The sequence below is a fragment of the Suttonella sp. genome, from assembly GCF_056855035.1.
Genome location: NZ_JBXGGR010000096.1, coordinates 1 through 15608 on the forward strand (window position 1 = coordinate 1; position 15608 = coordinate 15608).

14 protein-coding genes are annotated in these 15608 nt (G+C 52.5%); 3 read left to right on the forward strand and 11 right to left on the reverse strand.

Annotation, left to right across the window (positions count from 1 at the left end; translation table 11 throughout):
• Positions 1–181: 181 nt before the first annotated feature.
• The 6 genes from recF to ACJHVI_RS08610 all read right to left on the reverse strand — a co-directional run bounded on the left by recF (position 182) and on the right by ACJHVI_RS08610 (position 7014).
• Positions 182–1258: a DNA replication/repair protein RecF gene (gene recF, locus ACJHVI_RS08585; RefSeq protein WP_483184327.1), complete on the reverse strand. Its 1077-nt coding sequence runs from the start codon at positions 1256–1258 to the stop codon at positions 182–184.
• Positions 1258–2754, reverse strand: coding sequence for a YifB family Mg chelatase-like AAA ATPase (locus ACJHVI_RS08590; RefSeq protein ID WP_483184328.1), 1497 nt, complete (start codon positions 2752–2754; stop codon positions 1258–1260). The genes recF and ACJHVI_RS08590 overlap by 1 nt, the downstream gene beginning before the upstream one ends.
• Positions 2755–2769: 15 nt before the next feature.
• Positions 2770–3780 (reverse strand): tryptophan--tRNA ligase, encoded by a 1011-nt coding sequence (trpS, locus tag ACJHVI_RS08595; RefSeq protein WP_483184329.1) that lies wholly within the window; start codon positions 3778–3780, stop codon positions 2770–2772.
• A 96-nt stretch (positions 3781–3876) separates the two neighbouring features.
• Positions 3877–5190 carry a DEAD/DEAH box helicase gene (locus ACJHVI_RS08600; protein ID WP_483184330.1) on the reverse strand — a complete coding sequence of 438 codons (1314 nt, stop codon included), beginning with the start codon at positions 5188–5190 and terminating at the stop codon, positions 3877–3879.
• 101 nt (positions 5191–5291) lie between these two features.
• Positions 5292–6161, reverse strand: a complete 870-nt coding sequence (locus ACJHVI_RS08605) for a hypothetical protein (RefSeq protein WP_483184331.1) — start codon at positions 6159–6161, stop codon at positions 5292–5294.
• Positions 6154–7014: a toxin-antitoxin system YwqK family antitoxin gene (locus ACJHVI_RS08610; protein ID WP_483184332.1), complete on the reverse strand. Its 861-nt coding sequence runs from the start codon at positions 7012–7014 to the stop codon at positions 6154–6156. The genes ACJHVI_RS08605 and ACJHVI_RS08610 overlap by 8 nt, the downstream gene beginning before the upstream one ends.
• Before the next feature lie 203 nt (positions 7015–7217).
• On the opposite strand from ACJHVI_RS08610, the gene ACJHVI_RS08615 reads away from it, so the two are divergent.
• Positions 7218–8639 (forward strand): NAD-dependent succinate-semialdehyde dehydrogenase, encoded by a 1422-nt coding sequence (locus ACJHVI_RS08615; RefSeq protein ID WP_483184333.1) that lies wholly within the window; start codon positions 7218–7220, stop codon positions 8637–8639.
• 48 nt (positions 8640–8687) lie between these two features.
• Here the strand turns inward: ACJHVI_RS08615 and ACJHVI_RS08620 are convergent, their stop codons facing one another.
• The 5 genes from ACJHVI_RS08620 to gyrB all read right to left on the reverse strand — a co-directional run bounded on the left by ACJHVI_RS08620 (position 8688) and on the right by gyrB (position 13232).
• Positions 8688–8942 (reverse strand): Txe/YoeB family addiction module toxin, encoded by a 255-nt coding sequence (locus ACJHVI_RS08620; RefSeq protein ID WP_483184334.1) that lies wholly within the window; start codon positions 8940–8942, stop codon positions 8688–8690.
• A complete protein-coding gene (locus ACJHVI_RS08625) occupies positions 8939–9193 on the reverse strand; it encodes a type II toxin-antitoxin system Phd/YefM family antitoxin (protein WP_483184335.1) in 255 nt (84 codons plus the stop codon). The genes ACJHVI_RS08620 and ACJHVI_RS08625 overlap by 4 nt, the downstream gene beginning before the upstream one ends.
• Before the next feature lie 398 nt (positions 9194–9591).
• Positions 9592–10068: an EamA family transporter gene (locus tag ACJHVI_RS08630; RefSeq protein WP_483184336.1), complete on the reverse strand. Its 477-nt coding sequence runs from the start codon at positions 10066–10068 to the stop codon at positions 9592–9594.
• A 9-nt stretch (positions 10069–10077) separates the two neighbouring features.
• On the reverse strand, positions 10078–10770 hold the full coding sequence (locus ACJHVI_RS08635; protein WP_483184337.1) for an aspartate/glutamate racemase family protein: 693 nt from the start codon (positions 10768–10770) through the stop codon (positions 10078–10080).
• A 71-nt stretch (positions 10771–10841) separates the two neighbouring features.
• A complete protein-coding gene (gyrB, locus tag ACJHVI_RS08640; RefSeq protein WP_483184338.1) occupies positions 10842–13232 on the reverse strand; it encodes a DNA topoisomerase (ATP-hydrolyzing) subunit B in 2391 nt (796 codons plus the stop codon).
• A 141-nt stretch (positions 13233–13373) separates the two neighbouring features.
• Between gyrB and trmA the strand changes: the two genes are divergently transcribed.
• On the forward strand, positions 13374–14477 hold the full coding sequence (trmA, locus tag ACJHVI_RS08645; protein ID WP_483184339.1) for a tRNA (uridine(54)-C5)-methyltransferase TrmA: 1104 nt from the start codon (positions 13374–13376) through the stop codon (positions 14475–14477).
• Positions 14478–14492: 15 nt separating this feature from the next.
• Positions 14493–15527 (forward strand): oxidoreductase, encoded by a 1035-nt coding sequence (locus ACJHVI_RS08650; RefSeq protein ID WP_483184340.1) that lies wholly within the window; start codon positions 14493–14495, stop codon positions 15525–15527.
• Positions 15528–15608 lie beyond the last annotated feature (81 nt).

Genomic DNA, 15608 nt, shown 5'->3' on the forward strand with positions numbered 1-15608 from the left:
TAGCTTGTCATTGCGGCATGGAAAAGGACAATAAGGTTAAGTTTATAAAAGATTATTTTGCTTAAAAAACGCTAGATAGCACCTATTTTGTCCCTTAGAGCTAAAGAACTCGAAAACAGCACCTAAAATGTCCCTTTGCCCCTTTTTGAAATCTTTGACTATATCCAAGATTTTTATTTTTTTAGGAGTTTGATGCCGTGATGTTGCCTTGCTCGATGTGAAAGCGGGCGGCGTCCATGTCTTGGCTGTCCGCATCGCTTTCTATGGCGGTGATGAAGAGTTGCGAGCCGCTGTTGAGCAGGAAGTTGATGAGGAGTTGGCGGCGTGTGCGGTCGAGTTCGGCGGCGATGTCGTCCACGAGAATGACGGGTTGTTTGCCGCTTTTTTCTGCGATGAGTTGGGTTTGCGCCAAGATGAGGGCGCAGATGAGGGTTTTTTGTTGTCCGCGCGAGAAGTGGTGGGCGGCGTCTTGGTCTTTGGCGGTGGTGATGCGCCATTCGGCGCGGTGGATGCCGTCGCGGGTGTGTTTGAGTTGGCGGTCGCGTTCAAGGTGGGCGTTGAGGAGTTCGGCAAGCGGGCGTTCTGCCGCCCAGCCGCGATAGTAGCGGATGTGCAGGGTTTCTAGTCCGCCGAGTTCGGCGTGGTAGTAGTTGAGTGTTTTTTCTAAGTCGGCGAGGTAGTCTTGTCTGAGGCGGTCTATCCATTCGCCGTAGTCGGCGAGTTGTTGATGCCAAGGAATAATGTATTCGCCTGCCCATTGTTGGCGCAGGGCGGCGTTGCGGTTTTTAAGGGCGTATTGGTAGTGCTGCCAAGCCTTGAGGAAGTTGCTGTTGTGGTAGAAGAGTCCGTAGTCGGTAAAGCGGCGGCGGTGTTCGGGGCCTTGGTCGATGAGGGCGAAGTGGTCGCTGTTGATGATTTGAATGGGGACGAGTTGGACGAGTTCGCTGAGGCTGCGTAGGTTTTCGCCGTCAAGGCGCAGGAGGTAGTCGCGGCTGTGGCGTTCTATGCCGAGCAGGTGGCTGCGGCTGTGGCTGTGCAATTGGGCGATGAGGCGGAAGTAGTGTTGTCCGTGGCTGATGATGTGGCGGGTTTGGCTTTCGCGGAAGGATTTGCCGCGTCCGAGCATGTAGAGGGCTTCCAATAGGGCGGTTTTGCCGCTGCCGTTGGCGCCGTGTATGAGGTTGAGTTGCGGATGAAAGCGGAGTTCGAATGTTTGCAGGTTGCGAAATTGTTCGCCGCGTAATGAGCTGATGTGCATTAGCGGCTGTTCCAAGTGCGGTATTGCAGGGCTTCTGCAGCATGTGTGCTGTTGATGAGGGGGCTGGCGGCAAGGTCGGCGATGGTACGGGCGACTTTGAGCAGGCGATGGTAGCTGCGCATGGAGAGTTGCATTTTTTCGGCGGCGCGGTCGAGCAGTTGATAGACGGCGGTTTCGGCGCAGAGGTGTTGTTCTAGGGCTTGTCCGCTGAGTAGGGCATTGGGGCAGCCTTGTCTGTCGAGGGCGATGCGGCGCGCGGCGGTGGCTTGTTCGCGCAGCTCGGTGCTGTTTTGCTGCGCATGGTGTTGTCGGCGCAGTTGCTGCGGGCTGAGGCGGGCAATGGTGAGGTGCAGGTCGATGCGGTCGAGCAGAGGACCGCTGATTTTTTGTCGGTAGCGGGCGATTTGGTCGGGGGTGTCGCTGCAATGGCGCTGCGGGTCGCCGTAGTAGCCGCAGGGGCAGGGGTTCATAGCGGCAATGAGTTGAAAGCGTGCGGGAAAATCGCTTTTCATGGCAGCGCGCGAGATACTGATGTGTCCGTTTTCCAGAGGTTCGCGCAGCATTTCGAGGACGCGGCGGTCAAATTCGGGCAGTTCGTCTAAAAACAGTACGCCGTGGTGGGCGAGCGAGATTTCGCCGGGCTTGGGAATACCGCCGCCGCCGACTAATGCCGCTGCGGAGCTGCTGTGGTGCGGGGCGCGGTAGGGGCGTTGCCGCCAGTTTTGGGCTTGGAATCCTTGCGGACTAATTGATTGAATAGCAGCGCTTTCAATGGCTTCTGTTTGGGTCATGGGCGGCAGTATGCCGGCGAAGCGTTGCGCGAGCATGGATTTGCCGGTACCGGGCGGCCCGCTCATCAGGACGTGATGCGCGCCGGCAGCGGCGATGAGTAGGGCGCGTTTGGCTTCCTGTTGTCCGATGACGTCGGCAAAATCGGGGTAATGCGGCGCTTGCGGCAGAATTTGCGGCGTGCTTTGCCAGTCTTGCCGCGCCGATAAGACGGCGGCGATTTCCGCCAGATTGTGGGCGCTGGCGAGATTGTGTTCTGCAACCAAGGCAGCTTCCTCCGCATTACTTGGGGCGACGACGATGCGGCGTTGGGCTTGTGTTGCCGCCAATGCACAAGACAAGATGCCCTGTACATGGCGGAGTTCGCCCGATAGTGCCAGTTCGCCGTGCCATTCGTAGTCAGTTAAGGCGGCGGCGGGGATTTGTCCCGAGGCGGCAAGAATGCCTAGGGCGATGGCGAGGTCGTAGCGCGAGCCGTCTTTGGGAAGGTCGGCAGGGGCGAGGTTGATGGTGATGTGTTTTTGCGGAAATTCAAAGCCGCTGTTGAGTATTGCGGCGCGGACGCGGTCTTTGCTTTCTTTGACGGCTTTTTCGGGCAGTCCGACTAGGGTCAGCGCCGGCAAGCCCGACGCCAGATGTACTTCTACGCGCACCAAGGGAGCATTCAAGCTTAAGGGGGCGCGCGAGAAGACGGTGGCGAGGCTCATGCGGCTTTGATTCCTTTAGGCGAGCGGGCGGATGCCGACGGCATGGCGGATTTGTGCCAAAAAGGCGCGGCTTTCCCGACGCGCTTTTTCTGCGCCTGCTTGCAGAACGGCTTCGATTTTTGCCGGCTCTGCCATGAGGGAGTGATAGATTTCGCGCGGGGTACTGAGTTCGGCATTGATGCGTTCAAAGAGCATTTGTTTGGCATCGCCCCAGCTGATGCCCTCAGCATAATGCTGGCGCATAGCGGCGATTTCCGCTTCAGAAGCAAAGGCGCGGTAGATGTCGAAAATGGTGGAATCATCAGGATTTTTTGGCTCACCAGGTGCTTGAGAGTTGGTTACAATTTTCATGATTTGTTTGCGCAGGCTTTTTTCAGGCTCAAAGAGGGCAATGGTATTGTGATAGCTTTTGCTCATTTTGCGTCCGTCTGTGCCAGTGAGTAGGGCGACGTTGTCATCGACGACGGCTTCGGGCATGACGAATAGGTTTTCATAGCGGTGATTAAAACGCGCGGCAATATCACGCGCCATTTCTAAATGCTGGATTTGGTCGCGTCCAACGGGGACGTGGGTGGCGTTAAACATCAGAATATCTGCCGCCATAAGAACGGGGTAGCAGAATAAGCCCATAGAAATGCCGTAGTCAGGGTCGGCATTATTGTCGGCGTTGTTGGCATCTACCGCCGCTTTGTAGGCATGAGCGCGGTTCATCAGGCCTTTGGCGCAGACGCAGTTAAATATCCAATTGAGTTCCGTGATTTCGGGGATGTCCGATTGGCGGTACAGGGTTACTTTTTCAGGGTTTAAGCCGCAGGCAAGCCATGTGGCGGCAATGGCAAGAGAGGATTGATGCACGGTTTCGGGGTCGTGGCATTTAATCAGGGCGTGCAAATCGGCTAAAAATAAAAAGGATTCGCCTTGGGCTTGCTGGTTGGCGGCGGTAATGGCAGGGCGGATAGCGCCGACATAATTGCCTAAATGCGGTATGCCGGTGGTGTTGATGCCTGTAAGAACGCGTTTTTTCATGGTTTTCCTTTATATGCTGACAGGTATGGGAAAGGCTTCATGCCAAGGGGTATCAATAGATTTGCCGCCGATGTCGGCGGCAAATGCGTCTAGGGTTTAAGACGAGGCTTGTCCGTCTTGCGCGGGGCGTCTGCGGCGGTTGGGATTGCTGCTGCGATGGCGCTGATTGCCGTTTTGCGGGCGGTTGCGCTGCTGACGTTGTTTGCGTTCGTCGCGCAGGGCTTGCAGGTCTTCTTCCGCAGGGGGAACGACATCGGCAAGCAGTTCGTCATGTAATGTGGCGACTTCGATTTTCTGCCCGATGTAATGTTCGATTTCCGGCAGGGAGTAGACGTATTCTTCGCAGGCAAAGCTGATGGCGGTACCCGATGCGCCGGCGCGCGCGGTGCGCCCGATGCGGTGTACATAGTCTTCCGCCACTTGCGGCAGGTCGTAATTAAATACATGTGTAACTCCCGGCACGTGGATGCCGCGCGCGGCAACGTCGGTGGCGACGACAATGTTCACTTTGCCTTCTTGGAAGTCTTTAATCACTTGTTCGCGTTTTTTCTGCGCCAAATCGCCCGAGAGGGCGGCATTGGGATAGCCGTTGCTGCTAAGTACCAAACTAAGGCGTTCCAAATCGCGTTTGGTATTGAGGAAAATCATACTGCGTTCCGGTTTTTCCGCTGCCAATAAGCCGAGCAGCAGGGGCGTTTTTTCATGGCTGGCGGTATGGTAGAGCGATTGTCGGATGTTGTCGGCGGTGGTTTGCTCGCTTTCCACGCTCAAATTTTGCGGCGCATTGAAATATTCATAAGCCAGTTCCTGCACTTTCTGCGCCATGGTAGCGGAAAACAGGAGGTTCAGACGCTCGTCGGCAGGCGGCATTTGGCGCAGCAGAAAGCGCACATCGTCGATAAAGCCGAGGTCGAACATGCGGTCGGCTTCGTCCAATACGCAGACTTCGATGTTTTTCAGGCGGAATACCCGCTGTTTGTAAAGGTCGATAATCCGCCCCGGCGTGCCGATGATGATGTCGATATTCGCCGCTTCAAACAGGGCTTTTTGATGCTCGATGGAGGTGCCGCCGTAGATGGCGAGGCTGGTCAAACCGGTATAGCGTCCGAGTTGGTCGAGGTCTTTTTTGATTTGAATGGCGAGTTCGCGTGTCGGCGCCAGCACAATTGCCCACGGACCTTTGGCTTTGGGATGAACGGGGGTGCTGAGTAGATAATTGAGTAAGGAAATCAGAAATGCAGCGGTTTTGCCTGTGCCGGTTTGGGCAATGCCCATGACGTCGTAGCCTTTCAGCGTGAGCGGCAGGGTTTTTTCTTGAATGGGGGTGGGGCGGCTGAATCCGCAGTCTTCAATGGCGGCTTGAATGGCGGGATCTAGAGCGAAATCGGCAAAGCTGAGATGTTCTGACATAGGTTGTTTAAGTAATGAATTGTGAAAGCAGGGATTATAGCATTGTGGGCGCGTATGCCATAGCAAAAAGCCAAGCATGGCGCCCAAAGGGAAGTGTCGGATTAATTGATGTCGTTGCTGTCAAGAATGTATTGGATGACTTCATTTTGACGCAGCATCAATTCATTGATTTGATTGAGAACCTCAAACGGCTCTATGCTCTTGCCGTTTTCATCCCAAGCCAGCGGCTCGACCGGCTGCCGCCCTTCATCGACGTAAAACATCGCCGAGCCGTTAGGGTAGAAAAAGGTGTATTCGCTGTTATTGCGGCTGTGAATCACGATTCTGCCTTCGGCATCGAAAATCACATGTTCGGATGCCTGCGTTTTATCGTCGATAGTATGTATGCGCATGATGGGCTTGCCTTCGCGCAGGATTAAGCTCCAGCCGATTCTTTTACCCTCGGCGAAATCGGCAATCGTCTCGACCGTGCCTTCAGGTGTGTACCAAACGGTGCGCCCGTTGCTGCTGTCGGTGCTGAAATCCTTTTCTTTACCTTTGACCAGCAAAAAGGGCGAGGTTTGCGGCGCTTCGATGTCTTGGTAGAAATCCTGTGCAACGGAATCGCCTTGAGCGGTACTGCCGAGAATCAGGCGGTAATAGCCGCCGCCTTGCGCCTGTTCGCTGCTGACATGTTCCTGATCGGCGCCATAAAAATAGTAGCGTTGTTCTTTTTTTGCAGGCGTAAACTGCAAATCATTGAGAAAGGTTTTGGCGTCAACGCTAAAGAGTGCCGTATCAAAATTCGGGTGTATGTCCAGATTGCGGATATGCGGCGCCGCCATATCCGCCGCAGCTTGCGTTGTTGGCAGTATGTTTTTATGGCTTTTGACTGTGGTTTCAATGGGGTTTTCGGGTAGCGTATTTTTGCGGCTTTCGCTATGGGCGCAAGCGGCGAATAATGCGGCGGCTAACAAGAGATATTTATTCATGATTTTTCGCTTCTTCCAGTACTGCTTCTATTTCTTTTAGGACGGATTGATAGATGTCTTGATAGATGTCTTGGCGCAATTCGTAAGCGCCCATCAATTGCGGCACAATTTCCGAAATCTCGACTTCTTTGCCTGCCTCATTCCAAGCACGATAATAAGGTTTTCCGTCTTTTTCTTGGAAAATCAGCATGATTTTGCCGCTGTGATAATAGAAAAACTCCTGCTCTTTTTGTTGGTCGATATGGGAGAGCAATTTGCCGTCCAGAGAATAGAAAATAGATTGTTCTTTTTCAACATCAATTATATTTAAGCCTTTCTCGGTAATAAATAAAAGCCCGCCTTGCCGTTTGCCTTGGGAAAAGACGGCGATGTCGGTAACTTTTCCTTCGGGGTTATACCACACGATGCGCCCATCATTACCGTCGGTCGAAAAATCATTTTCTTTGCCGGGGTTTAGGATAAAAGGCGCGGTTTGCGGCGTAGCGCTGTCTTGGTAGAAATCCTGTGCGACGGGTTTGCCGTCTGCGCTTGTGCCTAAGATTTCGCGGTAATAGCCGCCTGTCGCCGGAGCATCGACGGATTGACCGTCTTTATCAAAATAATATTGCTTTTTCTCTTTAGCGGCGGTGTATTCCAGCTCGTTTTGATAAGTCTTGCTGTCGATGTGCAGCAGATCGATAAATTCAGGACGAATTTGAAGTTCCGCTAAATCGGGCGGCATGAGGCTTTTGTCCAATATCACGTCGATGTCTTCATATTGGGCTTTTATGCTGTTTTTTTCATGGCGGTGTTCGGCAAAGCCGGGCTGTATTGCGCACAGAGCGAGAGCCAATGTAAGTAGTAATTTTTTCACTTCAATCTCCTTAAACTTTATGAGAAATATTTCGGAATTATGCGTGATTGCCTATAGTAATTCAATGCTTTTAGAAAAGCGGCGGCGGTTTGAACTTATCTATAATAAATGGAAATGGCGGTTGTATGATTTTGAAATGCAATTGGCTTAATTTATGATTGAAGTGCGGCAGTATCGCCGCGCTGCGGATAAAAGAGGTGAATATGCTTTTAAAACAACAATGTTATATTGACGGACAATGGCTGGGTACAGGCGATATTGCCGTGAGCAATCCTGCCACAGGAGAAATTATTGCCTATGTGCCGAATTTCGGCGCGGCAGAGGCGGAGCAAGCGGTAGCAGCGGCGGCAGCGGCTTTACCTGCGTGGCGCGATAAAACCGCCAAAGAACGCAGCAAGATTTTGCGTAAATGGTTTGACCTTATCATGCAACATCAGGAAGAGCTGGCGGAAATCCTTACCCGCGAACAGGGCAAGCCTTTGGCGGAAGCGCGCGGCGAAATCGCTTACGGCGCCTCCTATATTGAATGGTATGCGGAAGAAGCCAAGCGCATTTACGGCGAAACCATACCCGCTGCAGGTGAGAATCAGAAAATTATCGTGCAAAAACAGGCTATCGGCGTGTGCGCGGCGATTACGCCCTGGAATTTCCCCAATGCCATGATTACCCGCAAAGCCGCGCCCGCTTTGGCGGCAGGTTGCAGCTTTATCATTCGTCCCGCCAGTCAAACGCCGCTTTCTGCGTTGGCATTGGCGGCATTGGCAGAAGAGGCGGGCATCCCCAAAGGCGTGTTTAACGTCATTACTGGCGAAGCCAAAGCCATCGGCAAAGTGCTGACCGAAAGCGATACGGTGCGCAAATTCAGCTTCACAGGCTCGACCGCCACCGGCAAATTGCTCATGCAGCAATGCGCGTCCACGATTAAAAAAGTCTCGCTGGAATTGGGTGGCAACGCGCCCTTTATCGTCTTTGACGATGCCGATATCGGCAAAGCCGTGCAGGGCGCCATCGCCAGCAAATTCAGAAATGCGGGGCAAACCTGCGTCTGCGCTAACCGCATTTATGTGCAAAGCGGCGTGTATGACGCCTTTGTCAGCCAGCTTAAAGCGGCGGTAGAGCAACTGAAAATTGGCAACGGTCTCTCGGAAGGCGTGAATTTCGGACCTTTGATTGACAGCAATGCGCTGCTTAAAGTGCAGGAGCATATTGATGATGCACTTGCCAAAGGCGCGGAATTGGTCTGCGGCGGCAAAGCACACAGCGCAGGAGAATTGTTCTTTGAACCCAGCATTTTGCGCCATGTGCCCTATGATGCCAAAGTCGCCAAAGAAGAAACCTTCGGGCCTTTGGCGCCGATTTTCCGCTTTGACAGCGAAGAAGAAGTGATTGCCCAAGCCAATAATACGGAATTCGGTCTGGCGGCTTATTTCTACAGCCGCGATATCGGGCGCATTCATCGTGTGGCGGATGCTTTGGAATACGGCATGGTCGGCATCAACAGCGGCATCATTTCCAACGAAGCCGCGCCTTTCGGCGGTATCAAACAATCAGGGCTGGGACGCGAGGGCGGCAAACAAGGGATTGAAGATTACATCGAAAGCAAATATCTGCTGTTGCAGTATTAATTCATTATCAACCATCACACCGCTTGGCTTTGTCGCAATCAGGCAGCATCAATAGTGATAACGGCATTGCGCAATATAGAGCATGTCGCCTTTCACTTGGTAAACCAAGCGGTGTTCTTTATTGATGCGGCGCGACCAAAATCCCGACCAATGATGTTTCAGCGCTTCGGGGTCGCCCAAGCCTTGAAAAGGATGGCGCATCGTATCTTTTATCAGGCGGTTAATGCGTTTGAGCATAGATTTGTCCGTCTCTTGCCAATAGAGATAATCTTCCCATGCGCCGTCTGACCACGCAATCATCATTCTTCAATTAAGGCATGAATGCCGGCTTGTGCTTGGCGAATTTGTTCGATGGCTTGATTTAAACGCGCCGCATTTTTCGGACTTGCCATTAAATAGGCGGTTTCCTCATAAGCGCGGAAATCTTCCAAACTCATCAAGACTGCCGGACTGCCGTTTTGCCGCGTAATCAGCAAAGGCGTGTGATTATCGTTGACGCTGTCTAAGGCGCTGGAAAGTTGATTGCGAAAGGTAGAATAGTTCATGACTTGCATGTTTGGTTTCCTCTGAAAATCTATGAAAAACAGCTGTGTGTCGAGAGTATAGCAAGGAGGCGTGTTTCGCCCTTCGTTTCATATCGAGTGAAGCAATTATAGCTGAGTACAGAAATAAGTACAATGTCGCCTTGAAATGGGGAAAATATAGTCTCTTCAGATTAAAATGATACGCCTCAACACAACATATTGAAATATTTTTTAATATGTTGAAAATTTTTATTGTCTCATTTTAATCTGAAGAAACTATAGTCAAGGAATTCAAAAAGAGTTACAATTTAAACACATCTCGCCGTACTCTCTGCGCTACCTGTTAGCAGCATTACTGTGCTACTTTTTCATTTCTTTGACTATATAAAAGGCGGAGAGCTAGGAAAAGAGATGTATCTGCCGCTTTTTTATGATGAGGAATGATGCTGTGTCGGTGCTGTTTGTGCGGGGGCCGGTTTAGGATTGGCTTTGAGGGTCAGTAATAAAACGCCGCCGACAATCAGGGCGATGCCGAACCATTCGCGTGCGCTTAGGCGTTCGCCTAAAAACAGAGTGGCAAAGACGGCCACGAAGACTACCGATAATTTATCCACCGGCGCGACATGGGCGGCTTGTCCGATTTGCAGGGCTTTGAAATAAAAAAGCCAAGAAAAGCCTGTGGCAGCGGCGGATAAAAATAAAAAGCCCCATTGCCTGCCGCCGATATCGGCAAAAGACTGCCATTTGCCCAGATAGCTGACCCAGAGCGCGACGATGAAGATAATCATCACGGTGCGGATAAAGGTAGCGAAATCGCTGTTGATGCCTTGTAAGCCGATTTTGGCGAAAATAGCGGTTAAAGCGGCGAATAGGGCGGCAAGCAGGGCGTAGAATAACCAAGACATAAGCGTTAATTAGTCGGAAAGGACAAAATCCGCTGCCGCTTGTGCATGTAGGGCAGCGGTGTCGAAGAAGGGCAAATGGTGGTCTTCTTGCCGAATCAGCAGACCGATTTCGGTGCAGCCCAAAATAATGCCTTCTGCGCCTTGCGCTGCCAGAGCCTGCACCGCATCCAGATAAAAGGCGCGGCTTTGCGGCAGTATTTTCCCTAGGCACAGTTCTTCAAAAATGATGCGATGAATTTCCGTCTGCACTGCCGTCTCGGGAACGAGCATCTCGATGCCACGTTCAGCCAAACCTTGACGGTAGAAATTATCTTGCATGGTAAAAGCCGTGCCTAATACGCCGATTTTGCGGAGTTGTCGCGCCTGAATGGCTTGCGCGGCGGCATCAAGAATGTGCAGGAAAGGGACGGAGATGGCGGCGGCGATGTCTTCGGCATTTTTGTGCATGGTATTGGTGGCAAGCAAAATGCCTTCTGCACCGATGCTTTCGAGTTTACGGGCGGCTTCGCTCAAGATGGCGGCGGTTTGCTGCCATGCACCGTTTTTTTGATGACGGACGATTTCTTCAAAGTCCACGCTGAGCATAACAATCGGCGCGGAGCGGTTGCCGCCGGCGGCTTGATTAACCAAGCGGTTGATGTCGCGGTAATAGATTTCGGTGCTTTCGGGCGACATGCCGCCGATAATGCCTAGAGTTTTCATATGTTTTTCGGATTTTTGGAGGGGTGCTGACGCGCAAAGGTTTGGGCTTTCGCGTCGGCGGAAAGAAGGGTTTAAATATCGATATTGCCGGCGCGGATGGCGTTTTCTTCGATAAAGGCGCGGCGCGGTTCGACTTCTTCGCCCATCAGCATGGTAAAGACTTCATCGGCGACGCGCGCGTCTTGGATATTGACTTGCAGCATGCGGCGCACTTCAGGGTCGAGGGTGGTTTCCCATAATTGCTCGGGGTTCATTTCGCCCAGACCTTTATAGCGTTGAATATCGTAGGCTTTTTTTCCTTCGGCAAAGAGGGCGGTAATGACTTCGCTAAAATAGCGCACAGGGATTTTGCCTTTGCTGTTTTCAAAATAAGCGCCTTCTTGCAGTAAATTATGGATTTCTTTGCCGAAAGCGGACATTTTGCGGTATTCGGGCGAGTCCACGAAATGGGCGGTAAAGAAATTGTGCATGTCGTTGGCGTGCTGGTTGATGTGGACATGGATGCGCGGCTGCTCGGGATCGATGGCTTGGGCGGTCAGCTGTATACCTGCGCTGGAGAAGCGGTTTAGGTGCTTTTGATAATCGCCGATCCATGCCTGCAATTGCGCATAGTCTTGGAACATGTCGCGACTAAGCGCCGGTGTTTCAATCAGGGCGCGCAGAATGCGGGGGTCGTAGCGGTGCGAGAGTCGGTCAATCAGTTGTTCTAATTGCAGATAATCGCGCGCCAATTGTTCAAAGGCGGTTTTGCTGATTGCCGGCGCCTGTGCCGATACATGGAGGGCGGCATCGTCCAGCGCTTGGGTCAGAAGCAGTTCATTGAGTTCGTTGTCGTCTTTTAAATATTGGCTTTGTTTGCCTTTTTTGACTTTATACAGCGGCGGCTGGGCGATGTAGATATGTCCTTGTTCGACCAATTGCGGCATTTGGCGGTAGAAGAAGGTCAGCAGCAGGGTGCGGATATGGGCGCCGTCCACGTCGGCATCGGTCATGATGATGATGCGGTGGTAGCGCAATTTGCCGAGGTCGAAATCTTCTTTGCCGATGCCGGTGCCGAGCGCGGTAATAAGGGTGCCGATTTCGGCGGAGTCGAGCATTTTGTCGAAGCGCGCTTTTTCCACGTTCAGAATTTTGCCTTTCAGCGGCAAGATGGCTTGGAATTTGCGGTTGCGCCCCTGCTTGGCGGAGCCGCCCGCCGAGTCGCCTTCCACGAGGAAGAGTTCGGATTGCGCGGGGTCTTTTTCTTGGCAGTCGGCGAGTTTGCCGGGTAGTCCGGCAATATCTAAGACGTCTTTGCGTCTAGTCATTTCGCGGGCTTTGCGTGCCGCCTCTCTTGCGCGTGCGGCTTCGACGATTTTGCCGGCGATGATTTTGGCGTCATTGGGTTGTTCTAAGAGAAATTCTTTGAATTTTTCGCCGAAGATGCCGGAGACCGTGCTTTTGACTTCGCTGGAGACCAGTTTGTCTTTGGTTTGCGAGCTGAATTTCGGGCCGGGGATTTTAACGGAGACGATGGCGGTCAGTCCTTCGCGGATGTCTTCGCCGTTGGTGGAGATTTTGGCTTTTTTAAGCAGTCCGCTTTCTTCTAGATAGGCGTTTAAGACGCGGGTCAGACTGAGGCGGAAGCCTTCCAGATGCGTGCCGCCGTCGCGTTGGGGAATGTTGTTGGTAAAGCAATAGGTATTGTCTTGATAGCCGTCGTTCCATTGCATGGCGATTTCGATGATCATATTGCCTTGCTTGCCTTGGCAATAAAAGATTTCATTGTGCAGGACGGTTTTATTGCGGTTGAGGTATTCGGCGAAAGCGCGCAGTCCGCCGTCATATTGGAAGACATCGCTGTCGCCGTTGCGTTCGTCATGCAGCTCGATGCGCAGTCCCGAGTTTAAAAAGGCGAGTTCTTGCAGACGTTTGGCAAGAATTTCATAGTCGTATTGCACCAGTTTGAAGGTATCGATGCTGGCGAGGAAGCGCACTTGTGTGCCGGTTTCTTCGGTGTCGCCGATAACGGCAAGCGGGGCTTGCGGTTCGCCGTGGACAAAGGTTTGCGTGTGGATTTTGCCGTCGCGCCAGATGGTCATTTCGAGTTTTTCGGATAGGGCGTTCACGACGGATACACCCACGCCGTGCAAGCCGCCCGAGACTTTGTCGTCATCAAATTTGCCGCCGGCATGTAAGACGGTCATCACGACTTCCGCCGCGCTGCGTCCTTCTTCGGGGTGGATATCCACAGGAATACCGCGTCCGTTATCGCGTACGGATACCGATTCGTCCTGATGAATGGTTACGACGATATGGTCGCAATAGCCCGCTAATGCTTCGTCCACCGAGTTATCCACCACTTCAAAGACCATATGATGCAGACCGCTGCCGTCATCGGTATTGCCGATATACATGCCCGGGCGGGTGCGCACCGCTTCCAGCCCTTTTAATACGCGGATATTGGAGGAATCGTAACTCATAGGAAATCCGTTGTGTCCATTCAAAACAAGGGGCGGATTATAGCATAAAAGGACAGCGGCACCCTTTTTCGGCGTTGGCGGCGGATAATTTTTGACAGTGTGCCCGAAAGCGCCGACAATCGCCTTTTTACTTGAACGAATATGAACGATTTAGCCCGCGCCTATCAGGCACAATTAAGCGACAAGCAGCAATATTTACAGCAGTTGTTAAGCCCTTATTGGCAGGGCGGCATTGAGGTCTTCGATTCTCCGCCCGAGCATTACCGCATGCGCGCGGAATTCCGCATCTGGCATGACGAGCAGGGCGTGCATTATGCCATGAGCCCCAAAGGAGAAAGTCTGCACGGGGGCAATGTGATTAAACTCACGCAGTTTCCCGCCGCCTGTCTGGCGATTAATCGGCTTATGCCGCCCTTATTGGCGGCAATCAATGCCGAGCCGCTGCTGTCGCGCAAATTGTTTCAGGTGGAATTTTTGGCAACCTTGCAGGGTGACAGCCTGATTACGCTTATTTATCATCGCCGCTTGGACGAAGCATGGCAGGCAGCGGCTGCAAAATTACAAGAGCAATTGGGCGTTGCGCTAATCGGGCGTTCGCGCGGACAGAAAATCGTGTTGGAACGCGACTATGTGCGCGAGCGTTTGCAGGTCGGCGGACGCGCTTTTGATTATGTGCAAATCGAGCAAAGTTTTTCCCAGCCCAATGCGCAAGTATGCGAAAAAATGCTGACATGGGCTTGCCGGCAGGCGGAAGGCGGCGCAGGACAGCGTGATTTATTGGAATTGTATTGCGGCAACGGCAATTTCACTTTGCCGCTGGCGCCGTATTTCCGTCGCGTACTGGCGACCGAAATCAGCAAAACGGGCATCGCCGCCCTGCGTGAGAATGTGAAGTTAAACCAAGCGGATAATATTGCGGTAGCACGCTTGTCGGCGGAAGAATTCAGTCAGGCTTGGCGGGGCGAGCGTGAATTCAAACGCCTGCATCAAGACGGCATATGCTTGCAGGATTATGATTTTTCCTGCGTTTTTGTAGATCCGCCGCGTGCGGGCATTGATGCGCAAACCTTGGCATTATTAAGCCGTTTTGAGCAGATTATTTATGTATCCTGCAATCCTAAGACCTTAGCGGATAATCTGGCGGTATTGGCGGCAAGCCATCAAGTGCAAGCCGCCGCTTTATTCGACCAATTTCCTTTCAGCGAACATATCGAAAGCGCGGTCTGTTTGCGTAAATCCACTTAAAACAGCGAGGACAATATGATCAGAGTAGCAGTAGTCGGATACGGCATGGCGGCGCAAACCTTTCATTTGCCGCTCGTGCGGAGCAATCCTGCCTTTGAAATCAGCGCAATCGTCAGTCGGCAAACGGCGCTGGATCTCAGCGCCTATCCGCAGGCGCGGCAGTTTGCAGACATCGACGGCATGCTGGCGGCGGATGCGGCGGATTTGGTCGTCATTACCGCGCCCAATGATTTGCATCATCCGATGGCTAAGCAATGCTTGAACGCTGGCAAACATGTGGTGCTGGAAAAACCGATGGTGCTGACGGTGGCGCAAGGGCAGGAATTGCAAGCCCTTGCGCAGGCAAAAGGCTTGATATTGTCCGCATTTCAGAACCGCCGTTGGGACGGTGATTTCTTAACCCTCAAAGCCTTGATTGCGCGTGGCGAAGTCGGCAAAGTCCGTTATTTTGCCGCACATTGGGACCGCTTCCGCCCACAATACCGCAATCGCTGGCGCGAAAATGCGGGCGCAGGTACCGGTATCTGGTACGACCTCGGACCGCATTTGCTGGACCAAACCCTGCAATTATTCGGCGCGCCGCAAGCGCTTCATGCACGTCTGCGTGCCTTGCGTGACGGCAGCCCTACGGTGGATTACGCCCATGTGCAGCTGTATTACCCCGATTTTGAAGTGCTGTTGCACACCTCGCCCTTTAATGCCGCCCCGAATCCGCGCTATATGCTGCAGGGCGATCAAGGCACTTATGTCAAATACGGCTTGGATTGCCAAGAAACGCAGCTGAAAAACGGCATTCTGCCCGACGATGCCGCCTTCGGTATAGAAGACAGTATCCATGACGGCATATTCTATTCGCCTGAGGGCGAAGCGCGGCGCATTGCCGGCGAACGCGGTCAATTCCCCGCTTATTATCGGAATATCGCGGCAGCGATTGAGACAGGTGCGGAATTGGCGGTAAAAGTAGAAGAAGTCTTAATCACTACCGCCCTAATCAATTTGGCGATGGAAAGCGATAAATTAGGGCAAACTCTGCCGTTTCAGGGCATTTAAGCCGCTAATTATTCTCATTGCTTAATAGTAAAATTTTAGTTACACTTTTCTTGCACTCAAGTAATGTTTGGGCGTTCAGAA

Coding starts and splice junctions, on each gene's coding strand:
- ACJHVI_RS08650 (WP_483184340.1), top strand. CDS start 14,493: ATGATCAGAGTAGCAGTAGTCGGATACGGCATGGCGGCGCAAACCTTT.
- ACJHVI_RS08630 (WP_483184336.1), bottom strand. CDS start 10,068: ATGTCTTGGTTATTCTACGCCCTGCTTGCCGCCCTATTCGCCGCTTTA.
- ACJHVI_RS08600 (WP_483184330.1), bottom strand. CDS start 5,190: ATGTCAGAACATCTCAGCTTTGCCGATTTCGCTCTAGATCCCGCCATT.
- ACJHVI_RS08625 (WP_483184335.1), bottom strand. CDS start 9,193: ATGCAAGTCATGAACTATTCTACCTTTCGCAATCAACTTTCCAGCGCC.
- ACJHVI_RS08635 (WP_483184337.1), bottom strand. CDS start 10,770: ATGAAAACTCTAGGCATTATCGGCGGCATGTCGCCCGAAAGCACCGAA.
- trpS (WP_483184329.1), bottom strand. CDS start 3,780: ATGAAAAAACGCGTTCTTACAGGCATCAACACCACCGGCATACCGCAT.
- recF (WP_483184327.1), bottom strand. CDS start 1,258: ATGCACATCAGCTCATTACGCGGCGAACAATTTCGCAACCTGCAAACA.
- gyrB (WP_483184338.1), bottom strand. CDS start 13,232: ATGAGTTACGATTCCTCCAATATCCGCGTATTAAAAGGGCTGGAAGCG.
- ACJHVI_RS08615 (WP_483184333.1), top strand. CDS start 7,218: ATGCTTTTAAAACAACAATGTTATATTGACGGACAATGGCTGGGTACA.
- ACJHVI_RS08620 (WP_483184334.1), bottom strand. CDS start 8,942: ATGATGATTGCGTGGTCAGACGGCGCATGGGAAGATTATCTCTATTGG.
- ACJHVI_RS08605 (WP_483184331.1), bottom strand. CDS start 6,161: ATGAATAAATATCTCTTGTTAGCCGCCGCATTATTCGCCGCTTGCGCC.
- ACJHVI_RS08590 (WP_483184328.1), bottom strand. CDS start 2,754: ATGAGCCTCGCCACCGTCTTCTCGCGCGCCCCCTTAAGCTTGAATGCT.
- trmA (WP_483184339.1), top strand. CDS start 13,374: ATGAACGATTTAGCCCGCGCCTATCAGGCACAATTAAGCGACAAGCAG.